A 26,782-nucleotide genomic window follows, 5' to 3' on the forward strand; every position below is an offset into this window, starting at 1 on the left:
CTGGTCCTCCCGGATCACAGTTCGGTTCGTTGGTGCTGGGGGCCGTCCGCGCCGGCCGGGTCGGCCTCCTGCGCGTTCTCCTTGCGGAACGACTCGTAGATCTGGAGCAGCACCTGCTTCTGCCGCTCGTTGATGGACGGGTCGGCGAGTATGACGCTGCGCGTCTCCACCTCGTCCCGATCCCGCTCATCGAGGATCCCGGCCTGCACGTACAGCGTCTCCGCGGAGATCCGCAGCGCCTTGGCCAGCTGCTGGAGGATGTCCGCGCTCGGCTTGCGCAGCCCGCGCTCGATCTGGCTCAGGTACGGATTCGACACTCCGGCCGCATCGGCCAGCTGCCGCAGCGAGAGCTGGGCCTGCCGCCGCTGGTCGCGGAGGAACTCGCCGAGATTTCCGACGTTGAGCGATGCCATGCCCCGATCCTGCCGGAGTTTGCTAACTATTGCAAGCGCATGCTTGCAAGAGCACCCACCCGGCGTGTCGCGTCGGACAGGGCCGGAGCCCAGGGACCGGAGACCGGTCAGGAATCGAGAAGCACAGGAGACCCGGCCGCACCTAGCGTGAATGCCACAACCCCTTCCCACCGGGAGCGACCATGACCGGCTCTTCTGCCCCTTCCCCCTCTACCCCGTCTTCCCCTTCTTCCACGCAGGGCGTCAAGACCGTGCTGCACCCCGTCTCCGACCTGGCGGCGGCCAAGGCCGTGTACACCGCCCTGCTCGGCGTACCGCCGCAGACCGACGAGTCCTACTACGTCGGCTTCGAGACCGCCGGCCAGAGCATCGGGCTGGTTCCGGCCGGTGGACCGCAGGGCATGACCTCACCCGTGGCCTACTGGCAGGTGGCGGACCTCGACGCGAAGCTGGCCGAGGTGACCGCCGCGGGTGCCAAGGTGAAGGAGCCCGCGCACGACGTCGGCGGCGGCCGCCTGGTGGCCACCGTCACCGACCCCGACGGCAACGTCCTCGGGCTGCTCCAGGACCGCTGACCCCGCGAAGACCCCCGCCCGACAGAGGGAGAGACGATGAGCACGGCCAAGAGGACGGACACGCAGGCGCCCGCGCCGCACGCCGCCGACAGCCACGACCTGATCCGCGTCCACGGCGCCCGCGTGAACAACCTCAAGGACGTCAGCGTCGAGATCCCGAAGCGCCGGCTGACCGTGTTCACCGGCGTCTCGGGCTCGGGCAAGAGCTCGCTGGTGTTCGACACGATCGCCGCCGAGTCCCAGCGGCTGATCAACGAGACCTACAGCGCCTTCGTCCAGGGCTTCATGCCCACGCTGGCCCGGCCCGAGGTCGACGTCCTCGACGGACTGACGACCGCGATCATCGTCGACCAGCAGCGCATGGGCGGCGACCCCCGCTCCACCGTCGGCACCGCCACCGACGCCAACGCGATGCTGCGCATCCTCTTCAGCCGGCTCGGAACGCCGCACATCGGCCCGCCCAGCGCCTACGCCTTCAACGTCCCCTCGGTCCGGGCGAGCGGTGCGATCACCGTCGAGCGCGGCGCGAAGAAGGCGGTGAAGGCGACCTTCACCCGCACCGGCGGCATGTGTCCGCGCTGCGAAGGCCGCGGCGCGGTCTCCGACGTCGACCTCACGCAGCTCTACGACGACAGCAAGTCCCTGGCCGAGGGGGCGCTCACGATCCCCGGCTACAGCATGGACGGCTGGTACGGCCGCATCTTCAGCGGCAGCGGCTTCTTCGACATGGACAAGCCGATCCGCAAGTACACCAAGCGAGAGCTGCACGACCTCCTCCACAGGGAACCGACCAAGATCAAGGTCGAGGGCATCAACCTGACCTACGAGGGCCTGATCCCGAAGATCCAGAAGTCGATGCTGTCCAAGGACATCGACGCGCTGCAGCCGCACGTCCGCGCCTTCGTGGAGCGGACGATGACCTTCACCACCTGCCCCGAGTGCGACGGCACCCGGCTCAGCGAGGGAGCCCGGGCCTCGAAGATCAAGGGGGTCAGCATCGCCGACGCCTGCGCGATGCAGATCAGCGACCTCGCCGCATGGGTCCGCGGCCTCGACGAGCCCTCGGTGGCTCCGCTGCTCACCGCGCTCGGGCAGACCCTCGACTCGTTCACGCAGATCGGCCTCGGCTACCTCTCGCTCGACCGGCCGTCGGGCACGCTCTCCGGCGGCGAGGCACAGCGCACCAAGATGATCCGCCACCTCGGTTCCTCACTGACCGACGTCACCTACGTGTTCGACGAACCCACCATCGGCCTGCACCCCCACGACATCCAGCGGATGAACGACCTGCTGCTGCGGTTGCGGGACAAGGGCAACACGGTGCTCGTCGTGGAGCACAAGCCGCAGACGATCGCGATCGCCGACCACGTCGTCGACCTCGGCCCCGGCGCCGGCAGCGGGGGCGGCACCGTCTGCTTCGAAGGCACCGTCGAGGGGCTGCGGGCCGGCGGCACCGTCACCGGCCGCCACCTCGACGACCGGGCCGCCCTCAAGGAGACGGTGCGCAAGCCCACCGGCACGCTGGAGATCCGCGGGGCGACGGCGCACAACCTCCAGGGCGTCGACGCCGACATCCCGCTCGGGGTGCTGTGCGTGGTCACCGGCGTCGCCGGCTCCGGCAAGAGCTCGCTCGTGCACGGCTCGATCCCACCCGGAAAGGGCGTGGTCTCCGTCGACCAGGGCGCGATCCGCGGCTCCCGGCGGAGCAATCCGGCGACGTACACCGGGCTGCTCGACCCGATCCGCAAGGCGTTCGCCAAGGCCAACGGCGTCAAGCCGGCGCTGTTCAGCGCCAACTCCGAGGGCGCCTGCCCCACCTGCAACGGCGTCGGCGTCGTCTTCACCGACCTGGCGATGATGGCCGGCGTCTCCAGCACCTGCGAGGAGTGCGAGGGGAAGCGGTTCCAGGCCTCGGTGCTGGACTACCACCTCGGCGGCCGCGACATCAGCGAGGTACTCGCGATGCCGGTGACCGAGGCCGAGCAGTTCTTCGGCGCCGGCGAGGCACGCACCCCGGCCGCGCACCGCATCCTCGACCGGCTCGTCGACGTCGGCCTCGGCTACCTCAGCCTGGGCCAGCCCCTCACCACGCTGTCCGGCGGCGAACGGCAACGGCTCAAGCTGGCCACCCACATGGCGGAGGAGGGCGGCGTCTACGTCCTCGACGAGCCGACCGCCGGCCTGCACCTCGCCGACGTCCAGCAGCTGCTCGGCCTGCTCGACCGGCTCGTCGACTCCGGCAAGTCGGTCATCGTCGTCGAGCACCACCAGGCGGTCATGGCGCACGCCGACTGGATCATCGACCTCGGCCCCGGCGCCGGCCACGACGGCGGCCGGATCGTCTTCGAGGGCACCCCCGCCGACCTCGTCGCGGCCCGCTCCACCCTCACCGGCGAGCACCTCGCGGCGTACGTCGGCGGTGGTACGCGCAGGTGACCGCCGCGAGCAGCGGGCCCCACAGGACCAGGGGCAGGTAGAGGAAGCCCGCGACCGTGGCGCCGAGGGCGGTCGTGTCGGGGTGCGGGAGGGACCACCACAGGACGAACGGGGTCCACACGAGGGCCAATACGAGCGCGACGGCTCCGGCTGCGGCGGTGACCCCCCGCGGCGGGAGCCGTCGGCCGCCCACGAGCGGGAGCCGGGCCGGGAGCACCTCGCCCCAGGGCCGCACCAGGCCGAGCGTGAGCAGGGCGAGCACCTCGCTGCCCACGCTGAGGGCGAGCACGTAGACCCGGCCCCAGCCGGGGATGCCCGCGGCGGTGTATCCGGCCTCGGTGTAGCCCGCCAGGCAGCCCGCCGCCAGGAGTACGCGCCACAGGCCGGACGGCAGCGTGAGCAGCGCGGTCAGGTGCGCGGCCCGAACCGCCCAGCGTGGAGCGGTCGTCGAAGTGCCGTTGAGCTGCGTCGTCGTCATGTCCACCATCGTGTCGGTCCGTCCCGGCCGATACGTCGGCCCCGGGGACGGGCCGCGGGCCCGCCCCCGGCAGGACCCGGCGCCCGCCGCCTCCCCCGGCCGGGGGAGGCGGCTCCGCCTCAGGCGCGGGTGCCGATCACCACGGTGGCGTACAGCTCCTCCGAGGTGCGCGCGCGTACCCACAGGCCGGCCGACGTCAGGGCCGCGGCCGTCTGCGGGGACTGGCGGGCGCTGGTCTCGATCAGCAGGTGGCCGCCCGGCGCCAGCCACGGCAGGGCCCCCGCCGCGACCCTGCGGTGGATGTCCAGGCCGTCCGGGCCGCCGTCCAGGGAGGTCAGGGGCTCGTGGTCGCGGGCCTCCGCGGGGAGCAGCGCGATCTCCCGCGAGGGGACGTAGGGGGCGTTGACCACGAGGACGTCCACCCGGCCCCGCAGCGTCTCGGGCAGCGCCTCGTACAGGTCGCCCTCGTGGACCCGACCCCCGTACGGGGCCACGTTCAGCCGCGCGTACGCCGCCGCCACCGGGTCGATGTCCGCCGCGTGCAGTTCCACCGGGGCGCCGCCCAGCCCCGCCGCGACCGCCGCGCCGAGCGCGCCCACCCCGCAGCACAGGTCCAGCACCACCGCACCCGGCCGGGCCAGCGCCACCGCCTCCTGCACCAGGAACTCGGTGCGCCGGCGCGGCACGAAGGCCCCCTCCCCGACCCGCATCCGCAGTCCGCAGAACTCGGCCCAGCCGACCACGTGTTCCAGCGGTTCCCCGGCAGCCCTGCGGGCCACCAGGTCCGCCAGCTCCGCGCCGTCCTCGGCGGCGGCCGCGCTCAGCAGCTCCGCCTCCTCCTCGGCGAAGACACAGCCCGCGGCGCGCAGGGCGTCCACGACCGAGGCCGGGGGCGGCGGCGGGGAGGACGGGGACGACGGGGACGACGGGGACGGGGACGACGGTGATGCCACGGAACTCATTCCTCGTTCTCCAGGACGGTGACGTCCAGGGATGCCAGCCGGGCCGGATCGGCCAGGATGTCGATGGCGACGATACGGCCGCCGCCCACCGTGAAGGCCAGCACCGAGAGCGGCTTGCCCCCGGGCGGGATGGTGACGACCCCGGGCACGCCGTTGACCAGCGCGGGCCGCCCGAACGGCGCGAGCCGCTGGAAGGTGAGCGCCTGCCGGGCCACCGCCCCCGCGCCGAGCGTCAGCTCCGCCATGTCGACGCGGAGCACCACGTCGGGGTCGAGGACGGTGATGAGGCCCTCGAAGTCGCCGCCCCGGGACGCCGCCAGGAACGCCCCGACGACCTCCTTCTGCTTGGCCAGGTCGACGTCGGGTGCGGGAGCACCGCCCCGCACCCGCCTGCGGGCCCGGCTCGCCAACTGCCGTGCCGCTGCGGGCGTGCGCTCCACGATGGGCGCGATCTCGTCGAAGGACACGCCGAACATGTCGTGCAGGACGAACGACAGCCGCTCCGCGGGAGCCAGTTGCTCCAGGACGACGAGCAGCGCGAGCCCGACCGAGTCGGCGAGCAGCACCTCCTGCTCGGGGTCGAGCCCGTCCGGCGGGCTCAGCAGCGGCTCCGGCAGGCCGAGCGGCGACTCCAGAGACTCCTCGCGCCTGACCTTGCGCGAGCGCAGCTGGTCGAGGCAGACGCGGGCGACGACGGTGGTCAGCCAGCCGCCGAGGTTCTGCACCTCGCTCGTGTCGGACCGGTCGAGCCGGATCCAGGCCTCCTGCACGGCGTCGTCGGCCTCCGTGAGGGAGCCGAGCATCCGGTAGGCCACCGCCCTCAGATGCCCGCGGTTCTCCTCGAAGCGCGCTGCCAGGTACTCGCTGTCGCTGCGGTACCCGGTGTCGCCGGTGCCGGTCATGTGGTCGTCCCCCTCGGTCGTCCGTACGTCTTCACTGTTCCTGCTCCTCGTCCCTCTGACGAACCGGAGGCCCACGATGTGACGAGGAGCGACCGGGAAGAACGGTCGGAACGGGGCGGCCGGAAGAGCAGGGCGGTCAGAGGAGCAGGGCGGTCAGAAGACGTCCGGGCACCAGGGGCGGCGCGCGGTGCGGAACACGGCGTCGGCGAGCGCCAGCGCCCCCGCCCGCTCCTCGGTCACCCGGCCCAGCGCGCCCAGCCGCACGGCGGACTCGTCGCCGAGGTACAGGGAGCCCAGCGCCGCCACGTCGAGCCGCAGGTCCGCCGGCTCCCCGGTGCGCGTGCACTCCCCCGTCCCGGCGTCCAGCCGGTAGCGGCCCGCTGCCGGTCCCGTCGGATCGGCCACGTCCAGGACGAGCACCCCGGGCACGGCGTACGTCCGCGCGCGCAGGGCCCGTACGACGTCCAGCACGCGCACCCACAGGAAGTCGGACGCGGTGACCACCCGTGCGGCCCGCGGATCGGGCAGCAGCTGCGCGACGAGGTCGTCGGGGGCGCGGTAGCCGGTGCGGACCTTCAGCACCCAGTCGATGGAGCACAGGAACCGCCACAGGGCCCGCTCCGCCTCCGGGCTGACCGCGATCAGCTGCTTGACCTGCACCGTGTTCTGCGGGAGCTTCGCGTCCGACCAGTGGTCGTCGGCCGTGTAGGCCACCAGTCCGGCCACCTCGCCGGCCGCGGTCCGGTAGACGGCGTGGAACTTGTCCCGGTACGGGCGGTGCGACATCTCCTCCAGGCCGGTGGCCAGGTTCCACCAGCGGGTGTCGCGGTCCACCGCGCCGTGCGTGGCCGCCCGCAGCCGCTCGTGCAGCCCGGGGCCCACCCGCCGCACCTCGGCTTCGTCGACCATCTCGATCCGGCTGCCGTCCGCGGGCCCGGACCAGCGCGGGTCGAGTCCGGTGCGCGGTACGTCGATCTCCCATTCCGAGATGGAGGCGGCGGGCCCGTACCCGTAGCGTCCGTAGATCGGGTACTCGGCGGCGATCAGCGTCGACACCACGTCGCCGCGCTCGGTGGCGGCGGCGAGCTCGGCGGTCAGCATCCGGGTCAGCAGGCCCTGGCGGCGGTGCGTGGGCGACACGGTGACGTTCGAGATGGCGTCGGCCGCGATCGCCGCCCCGCCGGGCACCGTCAGTTCCTGGGCGAAGGAGCGCAGGGTGGCCACGCACCGGCCGGTGCCGGTGTCGAAGGCGCCCCGGAGGCGGGCGAGGTCGCCGTACTTGGCGCGCTGTGCGACGTCGGAATCGGTCACCTTGGCCGGGGTCAGGAACCCGGTGTTCAGGGCGCGCAACCACTCGGGGAGTTCGGATTCGGCGATCGGCCGGACGTCAACGCTCATAACCGGCCACGCTAATGGGCCCGCCGGCACGCGTCGCCTGAATTTCCGCCGCCGGAGGGCTTCGGAGCCGCCAGGACTCCCGAGCTGCCGAGCTCCCTACGCCAGCAGGTCGTCCACCTGTGCCTCACCCTCCCGGTAGCGCCGGGTGATCTCCGTGGTGCAGTCGTCCACCGTGCGCTGCAACTGCTGGCGGCGCCGCGACACCTGCTGCTCGTAGCGCACCAGGCGGCCCATCGCGTCGTGCAGTTCACCGTCGGTGCGTGCGCCGAGGTCGGACAGCTCCACGTCGGCGAGCATCTCCGCGGCCAGCAGCCGGAACTCCTCGCTGTGCGGGGTGCCGAGCGTGACGTGCCGGGCGGAGGCGCTGCGGCTGGACGGCGCGTCGGCGAGGATCTCCGAGAGCCGGTCCACCATGGGCTGCCCGGGAGCGACCGGCGCCTCGGGACCGGCACGCCGGGCCAGTTCGGCACGCAGGATGTCGATCCGGCCCTGGAGAAGTCTGCGGATGTAGCTGAGGTCCGCCTCGTCGCGCTGGGCGTCACGGCGCAGGCCGCGCAGCTCGGGCAGCCCGAGCGCGTTGGCGAGCCCGGCAGGCGTGGTCGGCGCCTGCTCCTCGCCCGTGCGCTGCGCGGGCGGTCGTACCGCGCCGGCGGACGTGGCTGTGGGTGATGCAGGTACGGAGGTACCAGAAGTATTCATCGAACGTGTCCGTCCCCTCGACCGGTGCTGGGGGCACCGCCTGCATGCATCGTGCCACTCTCCGTGGTGCAGGTGCAGTCCCACCCCACCCGATCGGCCCCGGACGGGTGCACGGCTGGTACACAGGTGGTATGCGAGCAGTGGTGCAGAGGGTGGACGGCGCGCGCGTCGTGGTGGCCGGCGAGACCGTGGGCGAGATCGTCGGCGAGGGTTTGTGCGTGCTGGTGGGGGTGACCCACGACGACACCGCCGAGAAGGCGGCGCAGCTGGCGCGCAAGCTGTGGTCGGTGCGGATCCTGGAGGGCGAGAAGTCCTGCAGCGACAACGGTTCGCCGCTGCTGGTGATCTCGCAGTTCACGCTCTACGGAGACGCCCGCAAGGGCCGCCGCCCCACCTGGAACGCCGCCGCGCCCGGCGAGGTCGCCGAGCCGCTGGTCGACGAGGTCGTGGCGCAGCTGCGGGCGCTGGGGGCGACGGTGGAGACGGGCCGGTTCGGCGCGGACATGCGGGTCTCGCTCACCAACCACGGCCCGTTCACCCTCGTCATCGACGTCTGAGACGTCCCGAGGAGACGTCCCGGCGGCCGGGGCCTGCCCCTAGGGCGCTACGACGACCTCCTGCGCCGCGGCCGTCTTGCCCGCCAGCAGCGGTGCGTCGACCGGGACGTTCCGCTTGACCAGCGCGAGCGCGATCGGGCCCAGCTCGTGGTGGCGTACCGCGGTGGTCACGAAGCCCAGCTGGCGGCCCTCCTCCCCGTCCGCGGCGAGCCGCAGCGGCGCGCCGTGGGCCGGGAGGACCACCTCGGAGCCGTCCAGGTGCAGGAAGACCAGGCGGCGCGGGGGCTTGCCCAGGTTGTGGACGCGGGCCACCGTCTCCTGGCCGCGGTAGCAGCCCTTCTGGAGGTGCACGGCCGTGCCGATCCAGCCCAGCTCGTGCGGGATGGTGCGGTGGTCGGTCTCCAGGCCGAGCCGCGGCCGGTGCGCCTCGACGCGCAGCGCCTCGTACGCGAGCAGTCCGGCGGCCGGGCCGTGGGAGGCGGCGAAGGACTCCAGCTCGGCGCGGGGCAGGAAGACGTCGCGGCCGTGCGCGGTCTCCCGTACGACGTGCTGCTTGTCGACCTCGGCGATGGAGCCGGCCGGCAGGTGGACGACGGCGAAGTCGGCGGTCCGGTCGGCGACTTCGACGCGGTAGAAGAACTTCATCGACTCCAGGTAGGCGATCAGCGCCTCCTGCGTGCCGGGCTCGACGTGCGCCCACACCGTCTCGCCGTCGTCGACCAGGTAGAGCGCGTGCTCGATGTGGCCGTGCGCGGACAGGATCAGCGCCTCGGTGGCCTGCCCGGGCGGGAGTTCGGTGAGGTGCTGGGTGAGCAGCAGGTGCAGCCAGCTCAGCCGCTCCGGTCCGGTGACGGTGACGACTCCGCGGTGCGAGAGGTCGACGAAGCCGCGGCCGTCCGCGAGGACGCGCTGTTCGCCGTACAGCTCTCCGTAGTGGGCGGCGACGCCCTCGTCACGGCCTTCGGCCGGTACGGCGCCGGGAAGATGGAGCAAGGGGCTGCTGGTCATGCCGCCAAGCCTACGACCCTCCTAGGCGGAGGCGGCAGCGTGCTTCGCGGCACACTTCTTGCAGAGTCCGAAGATCGCGAAGTGCTTCATGTCGGTCTCGAACCCGAAGGTCGCACGGAGCTTCGCGGTGAACTCGGCGGCGATGTCCAGATCCGCCTCGATCACGTCGGTGCACTCGCGGCAGACCAGGTGGATGTGGTGGTGCCGGTCGGCGAGGTGGTAGGTGGGCGCGCCGTGCCCGAGGTGGGCGTGCGAGACGAGCTTCAGCTCCTCCAGGAGCTCCAGCGTGCGGTAGACCGTGGAGATGTTGACCCCGGAGGCCGTCTTGCGCACTTCGGCGAGGATCTCGTCGGGGGTCGCGTGCTCCAGGGCGTCGACCGCTTCCAGCACGAGCTGGCGCTGCGGCGTCAGCCGGTACCCGCGCCGGCGCAGATCGCTCTTCCAGTCGGCGGTTTCGCTGTCGTCGGTGCTCGCCACCCGGCCAGTGTACGGGCGCGGAAGGGACCGCGGGCGGGCCCGCGGTCCCTTGTCCGGCGCGTCCGGTCTCAGCGGAAGAAGGCGATGCCGTCGTCGGGCATGTCCGGGAGGTTGCGCGCCATCTCGGCGACCTCCTCGGGCGTGACGACCTTCTTCAGCTGGGCCGACATGTACGGGCGCAGCTCGACCTCGGGGGTGGCCTTCTCGCCGACCCACATCAGGTCGCTCTTGACGTAGCCGTAGAGCCGCTTGCCGCCGCTGTACGGGCCGGAGGCGGCGGTGCGGGCGACCGCGTCCGTCGCGAGGTCGATCTGGGGCTTCTGGTCGGCGAGCTCGCCGTACCAGACCTCGACGACGCCCTGGTCGCGGATCATGACGATCTCGACCTTGCGGTCCTTGTCGATCCGCCAGTAGCCGGACTCGGACTCCAGCGGCCGCACCTTGTTGCCCTCGGAGTCGAGGACCCACGTGCGGGAGACGTACTCCAGGAAGTCCCGGCCGTCGTGGCTGAAGACGACTTCCTGGCCGAAGTTGCACTTCTCCTCGCCGGGGAAGTCGAAGACGCCCGCGCCCTCCCAGGTGCCGAGGAGGAAGGCGAGGGGGACGAGGCCGGGGTTCAGGTCGGACGGGATCTGGATCATGGTGGGCTGCTCAGGCGATCTGTGAGGGGTTCCGGGTCGGGGCGGCGGCCGGTGCCGGGGACGCCCCCGGACGAGGTCCGGGGGAGGTCAGCGCTGGCCCTGGTACAGCTTCTTCACGGCCAGGCCGGTGAAGGCGAGCACGCCGACGCAGACCAGGATCAGCAGGGAGGTGAAGACTGCCTCAAGCACGGGGTGCTCCTCGGAAGGTTCGTTAGGGCAATGGGCCGGTCCCCAGCCTACTGGCCCGGGGACCGGCCCACTCCGTGAGGTGGCCCGCAGCGGCCGCGCCGGTGCGCTCAGCCGAGCAGCCGGCTCTGCAGGATCGCCGTCTGGTGCAGCGGAACGGAGGCCACCTGTCCCTTGCGGCTCTGGAAGATCACCGCCTGGATGTCGCCGGAGCTGACGCAGCCCGCCTTGATCTGCTCGTCGCCGACCGGCGCAGCCTCCTCGTAGACCGCGATGCCGCTGTGCGCGGGCGGGGACTCGGTGAACTTGACCTTGGTCCAGGACGCGTCCTGCTCCATGCGGTTGACGCCGTTCACGTTCATGTCGATGTTGCAGCCGTGGAAGCTGTCCACGAAGCCCGAGCTGTGGAAGCGCAGCAGGTAGATCCGGGTGCGGGTGCCGTCCGGGGTGGTCCAGCCCCGGCCGACGATCTGGCGCAGGCCGTCGTCGGTGAAGCCCTGCTTCATCTTCTCGCGCACCGTGGACTCGTACTCCTGGAGGAAGGTGTCCGGGGTGACCACGGAGTCCTTCTCCAACTTGAGCCCGGCGTCCGGAGCGGAGCCGCGGGGGGCCGGCAGGAGCAGCTGCGCGAGACCGGCGTAGTGGATGCCGTCCTCGTTGTCCTTGGCGAAGGGCAGGGGGGCGCCGGGCGGCAGGGTGGGCTTGGTCAGCGCGGGGTAGTCCCAGCGGCCGTCGTCGCGGGTGGAGAGCCCGGGGATGCCGGTGCGCTCGGGCTGCGTGATCCCGTACGCGACCCCCGTGCCGACGGCGCCGAAGACGAGGACGGCGGCCGTCCAGCGCAGGGCGGCGTGGAGCCGGCGGCGGACCTTGGGCGGGGCCGCTGCCTCCGGCGGTACGAGTGCCTCCGCCTCGGAAGCGGCGGGGGCTGCGGGCACGGGCGGTGTCGCTGCGGCCGGCGCGGGCACGGCCGGAGCGGGCACGGCGTCCGGAGCGGCGTCGGTGGCGGTCGGCTCGGTCACACGGACTCCCCGGGGGACTTCAGGTGGCTCAGCTGGTTCTTGAAGAAGGCGACGGCGTCGGAGTGCGAGAAGGGCTTGGCCCCGAACGCCCGGAAGTTGACCAGCACGTCACCCTGGACCGCGACGCAGTCCATCGAGTCGATCTTCTCCTTCTTCTCCTCGCCGATGGCCACCAGCGCGCACTTGGCGTCGGGGTAGCCGTCGACTGCGGGCGCCTCGCGGTCGTCCCCGGTGAGGTCGAGGAGCTTCTTGGACATCTCGGAGAAGGCACCCACGGCCTTCGGGTCCGCCTGCATGATGCGGACCTGGTAGACCGCCTCGCCGCCGCCCTTGGTGTAGCTGCGGCCGGCGAGTCCCTTGAGCTTGAGACCGGCCAGCATCTCGTCGCGCTGCTTGCGCTCGGAGCTGGACAGGCCGTTGCGGGCGTCCTTGAAACCCTGGACGGCCTTCTCCCCCGAGACGAAGAAGTTGTTGCCGTCCTGGGCGAGGTCGGGGCCCAGCGTGAAGTTGGAGGGGACCGGCAGCAGCTTCCCGGAGAGCTCGTTCGCCGGTACGGGCGCCGCCTCCTCGGGCTTCTGCGGGGCGCTGCCCTCGGCGGTCCAGTAGCGGGTGGGCGCGGTCCGGTCGGCGTGCTCCAGGGCGACGGAGGCCGCGATGCCGCCGCCGGCGAGGACGGCCAGGCCGATCCCGCCCGCGATGAGGGCGACCGCCTTGCGGCTGAGCGCGCGCGGCGCCTTGCCGGACGGTTCGGCGGCGGGCGCCGGGACGAGTGCCGCCGCTTCGGGAGCCTGGGCCGGAGCCGGGGTTTCGGGGTGCTGCGGCTCGGTCACAGTCGCTCCAGCTGTCGCTTGGCCAGGTCGAGGACATCGCTCTCGGACACCTTGCCGCGGTTGTCGTAGTAGGCGATCTCCATGACGATGTCGCCCCGGCGGGCGATGGCCCGCGCCCCGCGGATCGGGTAGTACCCGGGCTTCTCGTGGGCCTCCGCATCGACCCAGACGTGCCCGAGGTCCGCGGCGAGGCCGGGAATGGCCACCCCGGCGTTGCCCGCGTGCTTCGCCTCCGGCATGTACGCGGACTGCCCCTTCTGGTACTTCTCCGCCTCGGAGCGCTCGGTGAACTGGATCAGCCGGACCTCGACGAACGTGCGGTCGTCCTCCGACCACAGCGTCGTGGCGATCCGCCGCACGTGCGCGTCCGCGAGCTGGCGGACCATGTGCTCCGGCTTCTCGAAGAAGTCGGCCGCGAAGACGTCGAGGGTCTCGTAGCCGGTGCCTTCGCTCTTCGCCCCGGCCGGCGCCTCGACCAGGAGCTTGCCGAGGTCGTCGTCCGTCTTGTGCCAGCGGTTGGCGTTGATCGTCTTGTGCGTGGTCTCGCCGTCGGGCGCCAGCGCCTTCGGCGTGTCGATCTGCTGCTGGGCCAGCGGCGGCAGCGGCGTGGGCTTGCGGCCGTACTGGACCGCGTACCCCGTGACCGTGCCGGCCAGCACGCCGAGTACGGCCGCGCCCGCGATCAGGGCGACCGTGCGGCCGCGGAGACGCCGGCGCGCCACGGGCGCGCAGGCGGGTGCAGGTGCGAAGCCGGGAGCGGCGGTCAGGTCCGCCGGAGCCGGCTCCGTCGCGGCCTCCCCCTCGTTGCGCTGCTCGGAGAGGGTCTGGTCATGTTCCAAGGAAGGGTCCCCCCACAGGACTGGAGGCACGGGGTCGGTTCACCCGTGCACATCCATGACATGTACCGGAGGACCCCGGTTGTACGCATGCTTATTACATTCTTATCTCGGCGGCCTTCAGTCCTCGCGGCGCCGCTTTCCGTCCAGTTCGTCCCACCACTCGTCGGACTTCGGATCGCCCGAGGGGTCGTCCCACCACCGGTCGTCCGGCCCGCGCCGGTTCGCGACCATCGCGGCGACCGGCGGGATGACCATGGCGACCACGCACAGGGCGACCGCCGCCTCCACCGAGATGAGGCGTACGAAGGTCCAGGCGGACACGAACAGGAACAGGCATCCGCCCATGAGGAGGAAGTAGACGCGGCGCCGCCGTGCGTACATGACTCCAGGGTAGGGCCGCCGGCGGACGGCGCGAAGGGCCGCACCCCGTTCCAGTGGCGTCCAACCCCCTGGGGTGCGGCCCTTCGGCCGGTCATCTGCTGCGAGCGGTCAGACCGCGATCGCCACGTCCGTCACGCCGCCGGCTTCGGCGACCACCACGGCGCGGTCCGCCTGGGCGCCGGGCACCAGCGCCCGCAGCGTCCAGGAACCGGTCGCCGCGTAGAAGCGGAACTGGCCGGTCGCCGAGGTCGGGACCTCGGCCGTGAACTCGCCGGTCGAGTCGAGCAGCCGCACGTAGCCGCTGATGGGCTCGCCGTCCTTGGTCACCTGACCCTGGATGGCGGTCTCACCGGGCTTGAGCGTCGCGAGGTCGGGCCCGCCGATCTGTGCTCCACACATGTTCTCTGTCCTGTCCTGAGAGAAAGTCGTACCGCGAAGGGCGTCGCGTGCCCGGTCGCCGTGCTTGCTTGCTGGTTGGCGCTGAACTACTTGTTGGCGCCGAGCTCGATCGGCACGCCGACCAGGGAGCCGTACTCGGTCCACGAGCCGTCGTAGTTCTTGACGTTCTCCTGGCCCAGGAGCTCGTGCAGCACGAACCACGTGAGCGCGGAGCGCTCACCGATGCGGCAGTAGGCGATGGTGTCCTTCGCCAGGTCCACCTGCTCGGCCTGGTAGAGGGCGGTCAGCTCCTCGTCCGACTTGAAGGTGCCGTCGTCGTTGGCGTTCTTCGACCACGGGATGTTGCGGGCGCTCGGCACGTGGCCGGGGCGCTGCGACTGCTCCTGCGGGAGGTGGGCCGGGGCGAGCAGCTTGCCGGAGAACTCGTCGGGCGAACGCACGTCGACCAGGTTCAGGGAGCCGATCGCGGCCACGACGTCGTCGCGGAAGGCGCGGATGGAGGTGTCCTGGGGCTTGGCCTTGTACTGGGTGGCCGGGCGGTTGGGGACCTCGGTGCCGTCGACCAGGTCGCGGGAGTCGAGCTCCCACTTCTTGCGGCCGCCGTCGAGGAGCTTGACGTCCTGGTGGCCGTAGAGCTTGAAGTACCAGTAGGCGTACGACGCGAACCAGTTGTTGTTGCCGCCGTAGAGGACGACGGTGTCGTCGTTGGAGATGCCCTTGGCGGACAGGAGCTTCTCGAAGCCCTCCTGGTCCACGAAGTCACGGCGGACCGGGTCCTGGAGGTCCTTCTTCCAGTCGATCCGGACGGCGTTCTTGATGTGGTTCTTGTCGTACGCGGAGGTGTCCTCGTCGACCTCGACGATGACGACGTTCGCGTCGTTCAGGTGGGCCTCGACCCAGTCGGCGTCTACGAGGACGTCGCTGCGGCTCATGGTGTTCTCCTCCGGGGCAGTGTGCGGCGGGGCTGTGCCGTGCAGGTGCAGGTGCTGCTGGCGCGTACCGCTGCCGAGGGCGCTCCTCGGACCTGCGCGGGGAGGCGGCAGGGGGCAGGAGGAAGCATGTGCGGTGCGGAACGCGCGGGAAGGACGGTCGTCCGGCTGAGGGAGCGGATGCGCTCTCAGGTCACATGGATCGACAGAGCATGGCGGCGACGCGACACAGGTCTACTGCCCGCCGCTTCGTGAGGTCCGCCTGCTGATGCTTCATAGCCATGGATCGTAGGGACGAACCGGCCGCCCTGTCACCGGCGTGTCATATGTCGAGACAGGATCGTCCGGATGTCGGGACGCACCCCGCTCGGGACGGCCGCCGCACCGGATTCCGGGCCCCGCCGGCGGCCCGCCCTTCTGCGGATCGGACCGGACCGTCTCACGATCCGGCCAGCACCACGTTCTGACCGCTCAGCGCGAGGTGGACGCCCGCCTCGTCCGAGGTCAGCGAGTCCAGCCGCAGACCGGCCGGGAGCCCCCCGTCCAGGCGCCGGTCGAAGTCGGTCTTCTTGCGGACCGCGCTCTCGATCCCGGGGATGCCCTCACCCGGGACCGCGTCCGCCCGGACCCGGACCAGCTTCCCGCCGCCCTGCTCGGCGTCCACCAGCGTGACGGTCGACACCACGCTGCGGGTGAAGGTCCGCCCCAGGATCTCCACCGAGGCGGTGACCTTCACCTTCCCCGGCGCCCCGCCGTAGGCGAGGGTGACGCCGGTCTGCGAGGCCTGCGTCAGGTCCGCGTACGTGACGAGGGCCGAACCCTCGGCGCGCCGTGCGGTGCCGCCGCTGTAGTCCCCGTTCAGTCTGACCTCGCGGAAGCTGGCGTCGAGCTCCGAGAGCCGCGTCTTGCGGCCGTCCGCGACCGCGTCGACACCCTTCAGCTTCACGTCGACCCGGTCGAGGTCGTGGCTGAGCGCCTGGGTCAGGAACGGGAAGCCGTGGATGTCCACCTCCGTGCTCCCGGCCAGCCCCTGCCGGGCCTGGATCCGCTCGGCCAGCCGGTTCTCGGCGTAGCCGGCGGCCCAGCGGTCGACCCCCCAGAACAGGGCCCCCAGCACCACGGCAATGATCACGACGACACGCAGGAAACGCACGTGCCCCTCCCCCTCTAGATCGGTACGTGCGTTCTAGTGGACCACGGCGGCCCGTCGGACGGCCGTCAGCACGGCCCCCCGCGGGCCGCCCGTCGGCCGCCGGTGGGCGTCAGCCCACCACCCGCCCGATCAGGTAGACCGCCGGAGCGGCGGCCGCCAGCGGCAGCGCGACCCCGGCCGTCATGTGGACGAACTTGGACGGATAGTCGTACGCGGCCACGCGCAGCCCGATCAGCGCAGCCACCCCGGCGACCAGGCCGATCAGCGCCCCGCCGACCCCGACGGAGGTCAGGCCGCCCACCGCGATCCCGGCCCCGGCGGCCGCGGCGAGCGAGACGCCCACGGACGGCGCGGTCGGCAGCGGCAGCGCCCGGGCGAAGACGGCGACGGCGACGGCGGCCGCCCCGACGGTGACGGCGGCGGAGCCGGCGGCCAGGTAGCCGGCGCAGACGATGGCGAGGGCGGCGGAGGCCACGGAGGCCATCAGGCCGTACATCCGCTCGTCGGGATCGGCCTGGCTGCGCAGCTGGAGGACCAGCGTGAGCAGCACCCAGGCGCCGAGGGTGCCGATGATCGCGCCGGGGCCGTACACCTCCTCCACCGCCAGTACCGCGCCGTCGGCCACGACGGCTCCGGCGAAGGCGAGGGCGATGCCCTGGCGAGCCGGCCACATGCCGTTGAGCCGGAACCAGCCGGCCGCGGTCAGCCCCTGGAGGGCCACCAGCGGCACCAGCAGCGCGAGGTCCCCGACGGCGGCGGCGCCGGCCAGCAGCAGCCCGAGGGCGGCGGTCAGCAGGGCCGACTGCGGTCCGGGGTCGATGATCGGCGAGCGGCCCTCGGCGCGGGCCTGGGCCGGGTCGACGGCGCGCAGGGTGTTGCCGCCGAGTGTGGGCGGGGAGTACGCGGGCTCCTCGCCCGGTGCCGCAGGGCCCGGCGCACCCGTGCCCGGCGCACCCGGCCCACCCGGGGCCGACGGGCCCGCGGCCTCGGGGACGTCGGTGACCGGGGGCAGATAGGCGGTCGCCTCGACGGCCGGCTCCGCCGGGGCCTGCGGGGCGACGGCCCGGGCGGCCTGCGCCCGCGGGTCGGCGGCCTGCGGGGGCTGCGTCTGCGGCGGGAGGTAGGCGCCGGCCTCGGCCCAGTCCGGGGCCGGCGGCTGCGCGGCCGCGGCCTGCGCCGGCGGCTCGTCACGGAACCAGCCGTCCGGGGCGGCGCTCTCGCGGACCGGGGGCAGGTACGCGGTCTCGGCCCACTCCGGCGCGGGCGCCGCGGGCGCCTCCTCGCGGAACCAGCCGTCCGGGGCGGCGGGCTGGCCGTACGGCTGCTGCTGCTGCTGCGCGTAGGGCTGCGGCTGCGCCGGACCGGGATCGCGGTACGGCGGCAGGTAGGCGGTCGCCTCGGCGGCGGGGCCCTCGGCCCACGGGGCGCCGCCGGGACCCGGCGCGGGCTGCGCGGGCGCGGCCGGGGCCTCGTCCCGGAACCACCCCTCGGGTGTCACCGGCCGGCCGGGCACACCGCCCAGCGGCGGGTGCACCGGCTGGTAGCCGGTGTCCCACGTGTCGGACTGCCAGGTCTGGGTCCCGTACGGGTCCTGGTGCTGGTGCGGGTGCTGCTGGTGCTGCTGGTGCTGCTGGTGCTGCTGTTCTTCGGGGGTGCTCATCGGCTTCCGCTCACCCGCCCGCGAACGGCGGGAGCACCTCGACGGTGCCCCCCTCGGTCAGCGGAACGGCATCGTGCGGGCGCTTGCCCACAGGCTCGTCGTTCACGAGGAAGGAGCAGCGCAGCAGGACCCGGGTCAGTTCCCCCGGATGGCGCTCCCTCACGGCGTCGAGCGCCTCGGCGAGTGTGCGCGCCGCGTACGGCTCCTCCGCCGTACCGGCCGCGGCCTTGGCCGCCGCCCAGTAGCGGATGGTTCCGGTTGCCACTGCAGCTCCTATCGTCGGCTCTCTACCGTCGCCGTCCATGATGACCCCTCGCGCCGCCCCGCCCTCGTGCCCCGACGCGCCCCGTGTGCGCCGGGGCGGTCCGCCGGAGGGCCGCCGCGGGCCGCCAATCCGGCGGAAACCGGTCATGAGCACGGACGATGCACCCGGCGCGCGTGGCGGGAACCACAGAAGAGGGAGGACGGAGCCCTCGGCCCGGTGGGCGCCGGTGGGCTATTCTGCTGGCGAGAGGATCCGGGCAATGTTGCCCCCGGGTCCTTTTGTGCTTTCAGCACGTTGAACGGACGCAGAACAGTGGAACAGTGGTGACCACGGACCTCAGGGCGCGGGGACCGCAGGCCGCCGCACCGCACCACCGCACACAGCACCACGTACGAAGCAGTACCGCGAACGTCCTCGACGGGACCGAGGAGGAACCGACGTGATGGACCGGCGAACCGTGCACGACCTCTCGACCCGGGCAGGTGGTCGGGCATGAGCTCTCTCCTGCTGTTGACCAATGCCCTGCAGCCCTCCACCGAGGTGCTGCCCGCCCTCGGCCTGCTGCTGCACAACGTCCGGGTCGCCCCGGCCGAGGGCCCGGCCCTCGTGGACACCCCGGGCGCCGACGTCATCCTCGTGGACGGCCGCCGCGACCTGCCGCAGGTGCGCTCGCTGTGCCAGCTGCTGCGCTCCACCGGGCCCGGCTGCCCGCTGATCCTGGTCGTCACCGAGGGCGGCCTCGCGGCCGTCACCGCCGACTGGGGCATCGACGACGTCCTCCTCGACACCGCCGGCCCCGCCGAGGTCGAGGCGCGGCTGCGGCTGGCCACCGGCCGCCAGCAGCTGGGCACCGACGACTCCCCGATGGAGATCCGCAACGGCGACCTGTCGGTCGACGAGGCGACGTACTCGGCGAAGCTGAAGGGCCGGGTCCTCGACCTCACCTTCAAGGAGTTCGAGCTGCTCAAATACCTCGCGCAGCACCCGGGCCGGGTCTTCACCCGGGCGCAGCTGCTCCAGGAGGTATGGGGCTACGACTACTTCGGCGGCACCCGGACGGTGGACGTGCACGTACGGCGGCTGCGCGCCAAGCTCGGTCCGGAGCACGAGTCGCTGATCGGGACGGTCCGCAACGTCGGCTACCGCTTCGTGACGCCGGAGAAGGTGGAGCGCGCGGCGGCGGAGGCGGCGGCGCAGGCGGCCGAGAAGGTCGCGGCCCGGGCGGCGGCCGAGGGCGCGGCGGGCGCCACCCGTTAGGGGGAACCGGCAGGATCCGGCTGTGAGCATCCACTCCGCCGGACGCCCTGCCCAGAGGTAGTGCACCCCGCGTAGACTCCGCTGCGTGGCCAAGGTGACGCGGGATGACGTGGCGCGACTTGCGGGTACTTCTACCGCCGTCGTGAGCTACGTCATCAACAACGGACCCCGGCCGGTCGCCCCGGCCACGCGCGAGCGTGTCCTCGCCGCGATCAAGGAGCTGGGCTACCGCCCGGACCGGGTCGCGCAGGCCATGGCCTCCCGGCGCACCGACCTCATAGGCATGATCGTCCCGGACGCCCGCCAGCCGTTCTTCGCGGAGATGGCGCACGCGGTCGAGCAGGCCGCCGCCGAGCGCGGGAAGATGGTGCTGGTCGGGAACTCCGACTACCGCGACGAGCGCGAGGTGCATTACCTGCGCGCGTTCCTCGGGATGCGGGTCTCGGGCCTGATCCTGGTCAGCCAGGGCATGAGCGAGCGGGCCGCGTCGGAGATCGAGGCGTGGGACGCGCGGGTCGTGCTGCTGCACGAGCGGCCGGAGGCGATCGACGACGTCGCGGTGGTCACGGACGACATCGGCGGCGCGCAGCTCGCCACCCGGCACCTGCTGGAACACGGGCACGAGTACGTGGCGTGCATCGGCGGCATCGAGAACACCCCGTCGGTCGGCGACCCGGTCGCGGACCACGTCGAGGGCTGGCGGCGGGCGATGCTGGAGTCGGGGCGCTCGATCGAGGGCCGGCTGATCGAGGCCCCGTACAACCGGTACGACGCCTACCGGGTCGCCCTGGAGGTGCTGGCCCGGCCCGACCGCCCGACTGCGATCTTCTGCGCCACGGACGACCAGGCGATCGGTGTGCTGCGGGCGGCACGGGAGTTGCGGATCGACGTGCCCGGCGAGCTGGCGGTGGCCGGCTTCGACGACGTCAAGGAGGCGGCGCTGACGGATCCGCCGCTGACGACGATCGCCTCGGACCGGCCGGCGATGGCCCGGGCGGCGGTGGACCTGGTGCTGGACGACGGCCTGCGGGTGGCGGGCTCGCGCCGCGAACGCCTGAAGCAGTTCCCCTCGGCGCTGGTCATCCGCCGCTCCTGCGGCTGCCACTGACCTCCTCGCGCCGCTCGCACGGCTGGGCCCCGGAGGGCCTCGCGCGGCAGCTGCCGGCGACCCCTGGCCCGGATCCTCATATCCGGCATACGCGGTTCTGTCGGGCTTCTCAGCCGGGATTCAGGAAGCTTTCATGAACCCGGGACACAGTCGGGGACATGACCGAGAGCGAGAGTTTCCGCCGCGCAGGCGATGACCCGCAGGAGAACCGCCCGTCCGCCGGGGCCTATCCCCCGCCGCCCGGGTACCCGCCGGCCGCTCCCGGCCGGCCCGAAGCCCGCCAGTCCGGCTGGGGCGAGACGCAGCAGCCCGCCTGGGGCGAGGCCCACCAGCCCGGCTGGGGCGAGCCGGCCCCCGCGCCGGCCCCGCGGGGTCACGCGCGGGCCAAGCGGCCCGTGGCCCTGCTCGCCGCCGTCGCGATCGCCGCCGCGGTCGTCGGCGGCGGCACCGCCGTGGCCGTGCAGGAGGTGCTCGGCGACCGCACCGGCGCAGGCCGCGCCGTCACCGGCACCAACGTCTCGCAGTCCAGCACCGGCACCGTCTCCGGCGTGGCCGAGCAGGTCAGCCCGTCCGTGGTCCGGATCGACACCCGGACCTCCTCCGGACAGGGCACCGGCTCCGGGATCGTCGTCACCGCCGACGGCGAGATCGTCACCAACAACCACGTCGTCAGCGGCGCCGCCGAGATCCAGGTGACGATGAGCGACGGGAAGACGTACGCCGCCAAGATCCTCGGCACCGACCCCGACAAGGACCTGGCCCTGATCAAGCTCCAGGGCGCCTCCGGCCTCAAGCCCGCCACGCTCGGCAACTCCGACGGCCTCCGCGTCGGTGACGAGGTCGTCGCCATCGGCTCCCCCGACCGCCTCACCGGCACGGTCACCAGCGGCATCGTCTCGGCCCTGAACCGCGACGTGAACGTCCCGAAGTCCGAGCAGCAGGCCCCGCAGCGCCGCCAGGGCGGCGGCTGGCCCTTCTCCTACGACGGGCAGCAGTTCAACGGCGGCACCGGCTCGAACACCACCTCGTACAAGGCCATCCAGACCGACGCCTCCCTCAACCCGGGCAACTCCGGCGGCGCCCTCGTCAACATGAACGGCGAGATCGTCGGCATGCCCTCCGCGATCTACTCCCCCTCATCCGACAGCTCCAGCGCCGGCAGCGTCGGCCTTGGCTTCGCCATCCCGGTCAACACGATCAAGGCCGACCTCCCCTCCCTCCGCCAAGGCGGCGCGGGCGGCACGGGCTCCGGCAGCGGCAGCTCCGCCGCCGACGGCTTCGGGACCTCGTACTGACCCCGTCCCGACCCCCTAGCCTGGAGGCGCCGCCGATCACCGACCACCACCCAGGGGGACCGACCATGGCCGCAACGACTGCCGGGGGCACCGAAGGCGACCCGCAGCGCATCCTCGTCGTCGACGACGAGCCGGCCGTCCGGGAGGCCCTGCGCCGCAGTCTCGCCTTCGAGGGGTACGCGGCGCAGACCGCCGTGGACGGGCTCGACGCCCTCGACAAGGCGGCCTCGTACGCCCCCGACCTGATCGTCCTGGACATCCAGATGCCCCGCATGGACGGCCTCACAGCGGCCCGCCGGCTGCGCGCCTCCGGCAGCACCACGCCGATCCTCATGCTCACCGCCCGCGACACCGTCGGCGACCGGGTCACCGGCCTCGACGCGGGCGCCGACGACTACCTCGTCAAGCCGTTCGAGCTCGACGAGCTGTTCGCCCGGGTCCGCGCCCTGCTGCGCCGCAGCGCGTACGCCGCCCCCACCGCCGGGAGCGCACCGCCCGAGGACGTCCTCGCCTTCGGCGACCTGCGGATGGACCTGGCCACGCGCGAGGTCACCCGGGCCGGCCGCCCGGTGGAGCTGACCCGGACCGAGTTCACGCTGCTGGAGATGTTCCTGGCACACCCGCGGCAGGTGCTCACGCGCGAGCAGATCCTCAAGACCGTATGGGGCTTCGACTTCGAGCCGAGCTCGAACTCGCTTGACGTGTACGTCATGTACCTGCGCCGCAAGACGGAGGCGGGCGGCGAGCCGCGGCTCGTCCACACCGTGCGCGGAGTGGGCTACGTCCTGCGGGCGGGCGAGAGCGGACCCGAATGAACCCGGTCGCCAGATTCCGCGCACTGCCGCTGCGCTCCCGGCTGGCCCTGCTGGTCGCGGTGGCGGTGGCGGTCGCCGTCGCGGCCGTCGCCGCCGTGTCCTGGGTGATGGTGCGCACGCAGCTGCGCGAGCAGCTCGACCGGTCGCTGATGGCCACGAACCCGTCCGCCCAGGTCGTACGGACCCTCAGCGAGCCCTGTGTGGCCGCCCCGAGCCGGCCCGCCCAGGAGATCGCCGGGAAGCTGAACCCGACCGTGCAGATCGTCCTCGCCGACGGCGGCCACTGCTGGGTGAGCGGGCTGACCAACCTCCCGGTGAGCGCCGCCGACCGGCAGGTCGCCGCCGGGCAGCGGCCGACCAGCCTGCACGACGCGACGACCGCCGACGGCACGGCGATGCGCGTCTACACCTTCGCGGCGCAGACCCAGCCGGGCGCGCCCGTGTTCGGGATCTCCGTCGCCAAACCCCTGGCCGACATCGACAAACCGCTGTCCACCCTGGCCTGGGTGCTGCTGTTCGTCTCCGGTGTCGGCGTCGTCGGCGCCGGCGCGGCCGGCCTGTGGGTGGCTCGTACGGGCCTCCGGCCGGTCGACGAACTCACCGGTGCCGTCGAGCACATCGCCCGTACCGAGGACCTCACCGTACGGATCCCCGACGAGGGCGACGACGAGATCGCCCGCCTGTCGCGGTCCTTCAACTCGATGACGGCGGCGCTGGCCTCCTCCCGGGAGCGCCAGGCCCAGCTGATCGCGGACGCCGGGCACGAACTGCGCACCCCGCTCACCTCGCTGCGCACCAACATCGAGCTGCTCGCGCGCAGCGAGGAGACCGGCCGGGCCATCCCGCCCGAGGACCGCAGGGAGCTGCTGGCCTCGGTCACGGCGCAGATGACGGAGCTGGCCGCCCTGATCGGCGACCTCCAGGAGCTGTCCCGCCCGGATGCCGCCCCGCCCGCCCGGCTGGAGGTGGTGGCCCTGCACGAGATCGTCCGCAGCGCGCTGTCCCGGGCCCGGTTGCGCGGTCCGGAGCTGGGCTTCGGCGCCGAACTGGAGCCCTGGTACGTGCGGGGCGAGGCGGCGGCTCTGGAGCGGGCGGTGGTCAACGTCCTGGACAACGCGGTGAAGTTCAGCCCGCCGGGCGGCGCGGTGACGGTGTCGCTGCGGGCGGGCGAGCTGACCGTACGGGATCACGGGCCCGGCATCCCGGCCGACGACCTCCCGCACGTGTTCGAGCGGTTCTGGCGGTCCCCGTCGGCCCGCGCCCTGCCCGGCAGCGGGCTCGGCCTGTCGATCGTGGCCCGTACGGTGGCGCGCGCGGGCGGGACCGCCGAGTTGCGGGCGCCGGCGGACGGCGGCCCGGGTACGGAGGCGGTGCTCCGCCTCCCGGGCGCTCCGACGCCGCCTCCGACACCGCCTCCGACGCCGCCGACGACGGCGCCGTGGGACGGGTCAGTTGTGCCGGATCAGTGAGGCGACCAGGCCGGAGCGGGTGTTGGGGAAGTCCATCGGGACGATCCCGAGCCCGGTCCGGCCCGCCAGTTCGGAGCCGTCGACGAAGGCGTGCACCTGCGGGTTGAGGCGGTCGGAGTTCCAGCGTGGCGGCATGTACGCGGCGGTGCTGGTGTAGTTGACGAAGAGCTTGCCGGGCTGCTGGACGGCCCGGCGGAACTGGTTCTCGATCCTGCCGCGTTTGGCGAAGGGCTCGGCGTTGTAGTCGTCCTGAATGTCGAAGACGCCGCCGTCGCCGTACCGCAGGCCGGGCAGGCCGCCGTTGTCGGCGAGCAGGACGACCTTGCCGCGGGCCTGGCCGAGGGTGGGCAGGGTGTCGGCGATCCGGAAGAGCGGGCGCCAGCCGCGGTGGTCGAGGTAGTCGTCGAAGACGGCGCGGAACGTCGCGTCGCTGTCGCTGGAGTACTCCTGCTTGACCCGCATCAGGACGGTCTCGGAGGGGTGTGCGGCGAGGAAGTTCCAACAGGCGACGAGGACATCGCCGAACATCAGGTCCTGGAAGAAGGCCGCGTGGTGGATCGCGAAGGACCCGCCGGTGACCCGGCACCGGACGTCCAGGAACCGGATCCCGGAGTCGAGCTGCTGCGCGATCGAGGTGTTCTGGCAGGCGACGTAGAGCCCGCCCTTGGTGGCGCCCGAGTCGTGGGTGCCGGGGATGGTCATCCGCTGGAGGGCGGTGGAGTCGCCGAGCCCGGCCATCCAGTCCTGCGTGCCGAGGGTCCGGGCGGAGGCCGTGCCCGCGCCGGTGCCGAGGGCCAGGGCGGCGCCGGCCGCCAGCGCCCCGCCGAGGAATCTGCGCCGGTCCAGGCGGATGCCCGTGCCCGGGGCGGGGCCGGTGCCCGTGCCTCTGTCCGCGTCCGTCCGCGCGTCCGCGGCCGCGCCCCCGCCCACGCCTGTGCCCACGCCCATGCCCGCCCCTTTGCCGACTCGGTTGGTGGCCGGATTATGGCGTGGCGGAGCCGCGTTTACTACCCGTCGGTAGCGCTCACCTTTCGAGCAACTCGGCCATGGCGCGCAGGCCTTGGGCGAGCTCCTGACCGTTCGGCGCCTGCTCCGCGTCGGTCAGCGCCTGGACCATCACCCCGGACAGCAGCGCGAGGTGCACCGACCCGAGGGACCGTACGTCCTCCTCGGTGACCGACTCCTCCGGTACGCCGCGCAGCCCCGCGGCGATCATGCGGCGGGAGCGGCGCTGGCCCTCGGCGAGGACCGCGAGCAGCTCGGGCGAGGACTGGGCGTGGACGAAGGCCTCGATGGAGGCGGTCCAGAGCCAGCGCATGTCGCGGAAGTCCTGGATCTTGCGGTTCCACATGTCGGCGTACCGCTCGGCGTGGGTGTCGCCCTGTCCGGCCAGCCGGCCGGCCGCCGCCGACCACTCGTCCATCGCGGCGAAGAGCGCCTGGTTGAGCAGGGCCTCGCGGGAGCCGAAGTGGTAGCCGATCGCGGCCATGCTCACCTGCGCCGCCGAGGCGATGTCGCGCACCGTGGTGCGCAGGTACCCCTTCTCCTCCAGGCAGCGGCGCGCTCCGGCCAGCAGGTCCTCGCGATTTCCCATGCCCGGATCGTAGCCGCGCGCGGCGATTTGCACGTGCGCCCAAGACGTTCGTATTGCGCGCTTGCCCAAATCCTGGCAGGCTCGTACCCGTCACCGCAGGACACACAGGGGAGAGCGGACCATGCGCCACACGCTGACCATCGACGACCGCACGCTGTCGTACCTGGACTTCGGCGGCCCCGGCCGCCCGCTGCTCGCGCTGCACGGGGGCCTGTCCGAGGGCATGGCCTTCGCCGGCCTCGCCGAGGCCCTCGGCGACGAGTGGCGCGTCATCGCCCCCGACCAGCGAGGCCACGGCAGCTCGGACCGGGCCGCCGACTACACCCGCGCCGGATACGTCGCCGACGCGGTCGCGCTGCTCGACCACCTCGGCCTCGACGCCCCCGTGGCCGTCCTCGGCTACTCGCTCGGCGGGCTCAACGCCGTCCACCTGGCCGCCGCCCACTCCGACCGGGTCGGCGCGCTCATCGACGTGGACTCCGCCGTGGAGATCAGCCCCGCCGGCCACGAGTGGATGGCCTTCCTGCACACCATGCGCTACACGGCTCCGACCCGAGAGGAACTCCTCGACGCAGCCGGGCCGGTGGGCGCCCAGTTCGTCGAGCCGGCGCTGCGCCCGCTGCCGGACGGGCAGGGCTGGCGGCTGCCGTTCCACCCGCAGGACATGCTGAACTCCGTCGAGTCCTGCCGCGGCGACCACTGGGACGCCTGGCTCGGGAGCACCTGCCCGGCACTGCTGGTCCACGGCACCCGCAGCGCTGCGCTCCCGCAGGCGCAGGCCGACGCGATGGTGGCCCGGCGGCCCGGGACCGCGTACGCGCCCCTGGACGGGGACCACTTCCTGCCGTTCACCCACCCCGAGGAGTTCCACAAGGCCGTCGGCGCCTTCCTGGCCGCCCTCTGAGCCACCCCGTCACGGGGGTACGGGGCACAACGCCGGAGGGGCGGCGGGCCGGCCGGCCCCCCCCCCCCCCGGGGGGGCGCGACGCAGGTGGTCCGTGGTGGTGTGCGTCCCGGTCTTGTCGTCCCGGATGCGG

30 protein-coding genes are annotated in these 26,782 nt (G+C 72.8%); 9 read left to right on the forward strand and 21 right to left on the reverse strand.

The annotated features are described in order from the left end of the window. Window positions 1-14 precede the first annotated feature (14 nt). On the reverse strand, window positions 15-413 hold the full coding sequence (locus AB0B01_RS21765; RefSeq protein ID WP_361721442.1) for a helix-turn-helix transcriptional regulator: 399 nt from the start codon (window positions 411-413) through the stop codon (window positions 15-17). A 182-nt stretch (window positions 414-595) separates the two neighbouring features. On the opposite strand from AB0B01_RS21765, the gene AB0B01_RS21770 reads away from it, so the two are divergent. Continuing rightward, window positions 596-988: a VOC family protein gene (locus AB0B01_RS21770; RefSeq protein ID WP_361721445.1), complete on the forward strand. Its 393-nt coding sequence runs from the start codon at window positions 596-598 to the stop codon at window positions 986-988. A 36-nt stretch (window positions 989-1,024) separates the two neighbouring features. Beyond that, entirely contained in the window at window positions 1,025-3,424 is a 2,400-nt protein-coding gene (locus AB0B01_RS21775; RefSeq protein ID WP_361721448.1) for an excinuclease ABC subunit UvrA, read from the forward strand. Here the strand turns inward: AB0B01_RS21775 and AB0B01_RS21780 are convergent. The 5 genes from AB0B01_RS21780 to AB0B01_RS21800 all read right to left on the reverse strand — a co-directional run bounded on the left by AB0B01_RS21780 (window position 3,375) and on the right by AB0B01_RS21800 (window position 7,863). Beyond that, window positions 3,375-3,902 (reverse strand): hypothetical protein, encoded by a 528-nt coding sequence (locus AB0B01_RS21780; RefSeq protein ID WP_361721451.1) that lies wholly within the window; start codon window positions 3,900-3,902, stop codon window positions 3,375-3,377. The two genes, AB0B01_RS21775 and AB0B01_RS21780, sit on opposite strands and share 50 nt — an antisense overlap. A 119-nt stretch (window positions 3,903-4,021) precedes the next feature. Then, window positions 4,022-4,864, reverse strand: coding sequence for a putative protein N(5)-glutamine methyltransferase (locus AB0B01_RS21785; protein ID WP_361721454.1), 843 nt, complete (start codon window positions 4,862-4,864; stop codon window positions 4,022-4,024). Beyond that, the gene (locus AB0B01_RS21790) at window positions 4,861-5,766 is read right to left on the reverse strand and encodes a sigma-70 family RNA polymerase sigma factor (RefSeq protein WP_361721457.1); all 906 of its coding nucleotides are present in this window, start codon (window positions 5,764-5,766) and stop codon (window positions 4,861-4,863) included. Before AB0B01_RS21790 ends, AB0B01_RS21785 begins: the two co-directional genes overlap by 4 nt. Before the next feature lie 153 nt (window positions 5,767-5,919). Next, window positions 5,920-7,164 carry a GNAT family N-acetyltransferase gene (locus AB0B01_RS21795; RefSeq protein WP_361721460.1) on the reverse strand — a complete coding sequence of 415 codons (1,245 nt, stop codon included), beginning with the start codon at window positions 7,162-7,164 and terminating at the stop codon, window positions 5,920-5,922. A gap of 96 nt (window positions 7,165-7,260) precedes the next feature. Next, window positions 7,261-7,863 carry an AmfC protein gene (locus AB0B01_RS21800; RefSeq protein ID WP_361721463.1) on the reverse strand — a complete coding sequence of 201 codons (603 nt, stop codon included), beginning with the start codon at window positions 7,861-7,863 and terminating at the stop codon, window positions 7,261-7,263. A 131-nt stretch (window positions 7,864-7,994) separates the two neighbouring features. Here AB0B01_RS21800 and dtd point away from each other — a divergent pair, with 131 nt between their 5' ends. Continuing rightward, entirely contained in the window at window positions 7,995-8,420 is a 426-nt protein-coding gene (dtd, locus tag AB0B01_RS21805; RefSeq protein WP_361721466.1) for a D-aminoacyl-tRNA deacylase, read from the forward strand. A gap of 39 nt (window positions 8,421-8,459) precedes the next feature. On the opposite strand, the gene AB0B01_RS21810 is transcribed toward dtd, so the two are convergent. From AB0B01_RS21810 to AB0B01_RS21870, 13 genes are all read right to left on the reverse strand, one after another. Beyond that, the gene (locus AB0B01_RS21810; protein WP_361721469.1) at window positions 8,460-9,428 is read right to left on the reverse strand and encodes a folate-binding protein; all 969 of its coding nucleotides are present in this window, start codon (window positions 9,426-9,428) and stop codon (window positions 8,460-8,462) included. Between the two features lie 21 nt (window positions 9,429-9,449). Beyond that, a complete protein-coding gene (locus tag AB0B01_RS21815) occupies window positions 9,450-9,905 on the reverse strand; it encodes a transcriptional repressor (RefSeq protein ID WP_361721472.1) in 456 nt (151 codons plus the stop codon). A gap of 68 nt (window positions 9,906-9,973) precedes the next feature. Continuing rightward, window positions 9,974-10,546: an FABP family protein gene (locus tag AB0B01_RS21820; RefSeq protein WP_361721475.1), complete on the reverse strand. Its 573-nt coding sequence runs from the start codon at window positions 10,544-10,546 to the stop codon at window positions 9,974-9,976. 296 nt (window positions 10,547-10,842) lie between these two features. Further along, complete coding sequence (locus AB0B01_RS21825; protein ID WP_361721478.1) at window positions 10,843-11,751, reverse strand: hypothetical protein; 909 nt, start codon at window positions 11,749-11,751, stop codon at window positions 10,843-10,845. Then, on the reverse strand, window positions 11,748-12,581 hold the full coding sequence (locus tag AB0B01_RS21830) for a hypothetical protein (protein ID WP_361721481.1): 834 nt from the start codon (window positions 12,579-12,581) through the stop codon (window positions 11,748-11,750). The genes AB0B01_RS21825 and AB0B01_RS21830 overlap by 4 nt, the downstream gene beginning before the upstream one ends. Beyond that, window positions 12,578-13,420 carry a hypothetical protein gene (locus tag AB0B01_RS21835; RefSeq protein ID WP_361721484.1) on the reverse strand — a complete coding sequence of 281 codons (843 nt, stop codon included), beginning with the start codon at window positions 13,418-13,420 and terminating at the stop codon, window positions 12,578-12,580. The genes AB0B01_RS21830 and AB0B01_RS21835 overlap by 4 nt, the downstream gene beginning before the upstream one ends. Before the next feature lie 117 nt (window positions 13,421-13,537). Then, window positions 13,538-13,801, reverse strand: a complete 264-nt coding sequence (locus tag AB0B01_RS21840) for a DUF3099 domain-containing protein (protein ID WP_361721487.1) — start codon at window positions 13,799-13,801, stop codon at window positions 13,538-13,540. A 108-nt stretch (window positions 13,802-13,909) separates the two neighbouring features. Then, window positions 13,910-14,200, reverse strand: a complete 291-nt coding sequence (locus AB0B01_RS21845; protein WP_007265476.1) for a DUF1416 domain-containing protein — start codon at window positions 14,198-14,200, stop codon at window positions 13,910-13,912. Between the two features lie 86 nt (window positions 14,201-14,286). Further along, the gene (locus AB0B01_RS21850) at window positions 14,287-15,132 is read right to left on the reverse strand and encodes a sulfurtransferase (protein ID WP_361721491.1); all 846 of its coding nucleotides are present in this window, start codon (window positions 15,130-15,132) and stop codon (window positions 14,287-14,289) included. A 190-nt stretch (window positions 15,133-15,322) separates the two neighbouring features. Continuing rightward, complete coding sequence (locus AB0B01_RS21855) at window positions 15,323-15,412, reverse strand: Ms5788A family Cys-rich leader peptide (RefSeq protein ID WP_350875872.1); 90 nt, start codon at window positions 15,410-15,412, stop codon at window positions 15,323-15,325. Window positions 15,413-15,568: 156 nt separating this feature from the next. Further along, on the reverse strand, window positions 15,569-16,282 hold the full coding sequence (locus tag AB0B01_RS21860) for a DUF2993 domain-containing protein (protein WP_361721494.1): 714 nt from the start codon (window positions 16,280-16,282) through the stop codon (window positions 15,569-15,571). A 109-nt stretch (window positions 16,283-16,391) separates the two neighbouring features. Further along, window positions 16,392-17,942 (reverse strand): hypothetical protein, encoded by a 1,551-nt coding sequence (locus AB0B01_RS21865; RefSeq protein WP_361721497.1) that lies wholly within the window; start codon window positions 17,940-17,942, stop codon window positions 16,392-16,394. Window positions 17,943-17,952: 10 nt separating this feature from the next. Next, window positions 17,953-18,207, reverse strand: coding sequence for a MoaD/ThiS family protein (locus AB0B01_RS21870; protein WP_356849619.1), 255 nt, complete (start codon window positions 18,205-18,207; stop codon window positions 17,953-17,955). A 492-nt stretch (window positions 18,208-18,699) separates the two neighbouring features. Between AB0B01_RS21870 and AB0B01_RS21875 the strand changes: the two genes are divergently transcribed. The 5 genes from AB0B01_RS21875 to AB0B01_RS21895 all read left to right on the forward strand — a co-directional run bounded on the left by AB0B01_RS21875 (window position 18,700) and on the right by AB0B01_RS21895 (window position 24,151). Then, the gene (locus AB0B01_RS21875; protein WP_361721500.1) at window positions 18,700-19,464 is read left to right on the forward strand and encodes a response regulator transcription factor; all 765 of its coding nucleotides are present in this window, start codon (window positions 18,700-18,702) and stop codon (window positions 19,462-19,464) included. A gap of 85 nt (window positions 19,465-19,549) precedes the next feature. Then, window positions 19,550-20,572: a LacI family DNA-binding transcriptional regulator gene (locus AB0B01_RS21880; RefSeq protein ID WP_356849622.1), complete on the forward strand. Its 1,023-nt coding sequence runs from the start codon at window positions 19,550-19,552 to the stop codon at window positions 20,570-20,572. Between the two features lie 158 nt (window positions 20,573-20,730). Beyond that, on the forward strand, window positions 20,731-21,867 hold the full coding sequence (locus tag AB0B01_RS21885; RefSeq protein WP_361721503.1) for a trypsin-like peptidase domain-containing protein: 1,137 nt from the start codon (window positions 20,731-20,733) through the stop codon (window positions 21,865-21,867). A gap of 65 nt (window positions 21,868-21,932) precedes the next feature. After that, window positions 21,933-22,682, forward strand: coding sequence for a response regulator transcription factor (locus AB0B01_RS21890; RefSeq protein ID WP_361721506.1), 750 nt, complete (start codon window positions 21,933-21,935; stop codon window positions 22,680-22,682). Further along, window positions 22,679-24,151, forward strand: a complete 1,473-nt coding sequence (locus tag AB0B01_RS21895; RefSeq protein WP_361721509.1) for a HAMP domain-containing sensor histidine kinase — start codon at window positions 22,679-22,681, stop codon at window positions 24,149-24,151. Before AB0B01_RS21890 ends, AB0B01_RS21895 begins: the two co-directional genes overlap by 4 nt. Here the strand turns inward: AB0B01_RS21895 and AB0B01_RS21900 are convergent. After that, on the reverse strand, window positions 24,131-25,099 hold the full coding sequence (locus AB0B01_RS21900) for a phosphatidylinositol-specific phospholipase C (RefSeq protein ID WP_361721512.1): 969 nt from the start codon (window positions 25,097-25,099) through the stop codon (window positions 24,131-24,133). The genes AB0B01_RS21895 and AB0B01_RS21900 overlap by 21 nt on opposite strands. A 76-nt stretch (window positions 25,100-25,175) precedes the next feature. Further along, entirely contained in the window at window positions 25,176-25,745 is a 570-nt protein-coding gene (locus AB0B01_RS21905) for a helix-turn-helix domain-containing protein (protein ID WP_361721515.1), read from the reverse strand. Between the two features lie 121 nt (window positions 25,746-25,866). Between AB0B01_RS21905 and AB0B01_RS21910 the strand changes: the two genes are divergently transcribed. Next, window positions 25,867-26,649, forward strand: coding sequence for an alpha/beta hydrolase (locus AB0B01_RS21910; RefSeq protein WP_361721518.1), 783 nt, complete (start codon window positions 25,867-25,869; stop codon window positions 26,647-26,649). The last annotated feature ends 133 nt before the right edge of the window (window positions 26,650-26,782 follow it).

The sequence above is a fragment of the Streptomyces sp. NPDC044571 genome, assembly GCF_040647115.1.
Lineage (GTDB): Bacteria > Actinomycetota > Actinomycetes > Streptomycetales > Streptomycetaceae > Streptomyces.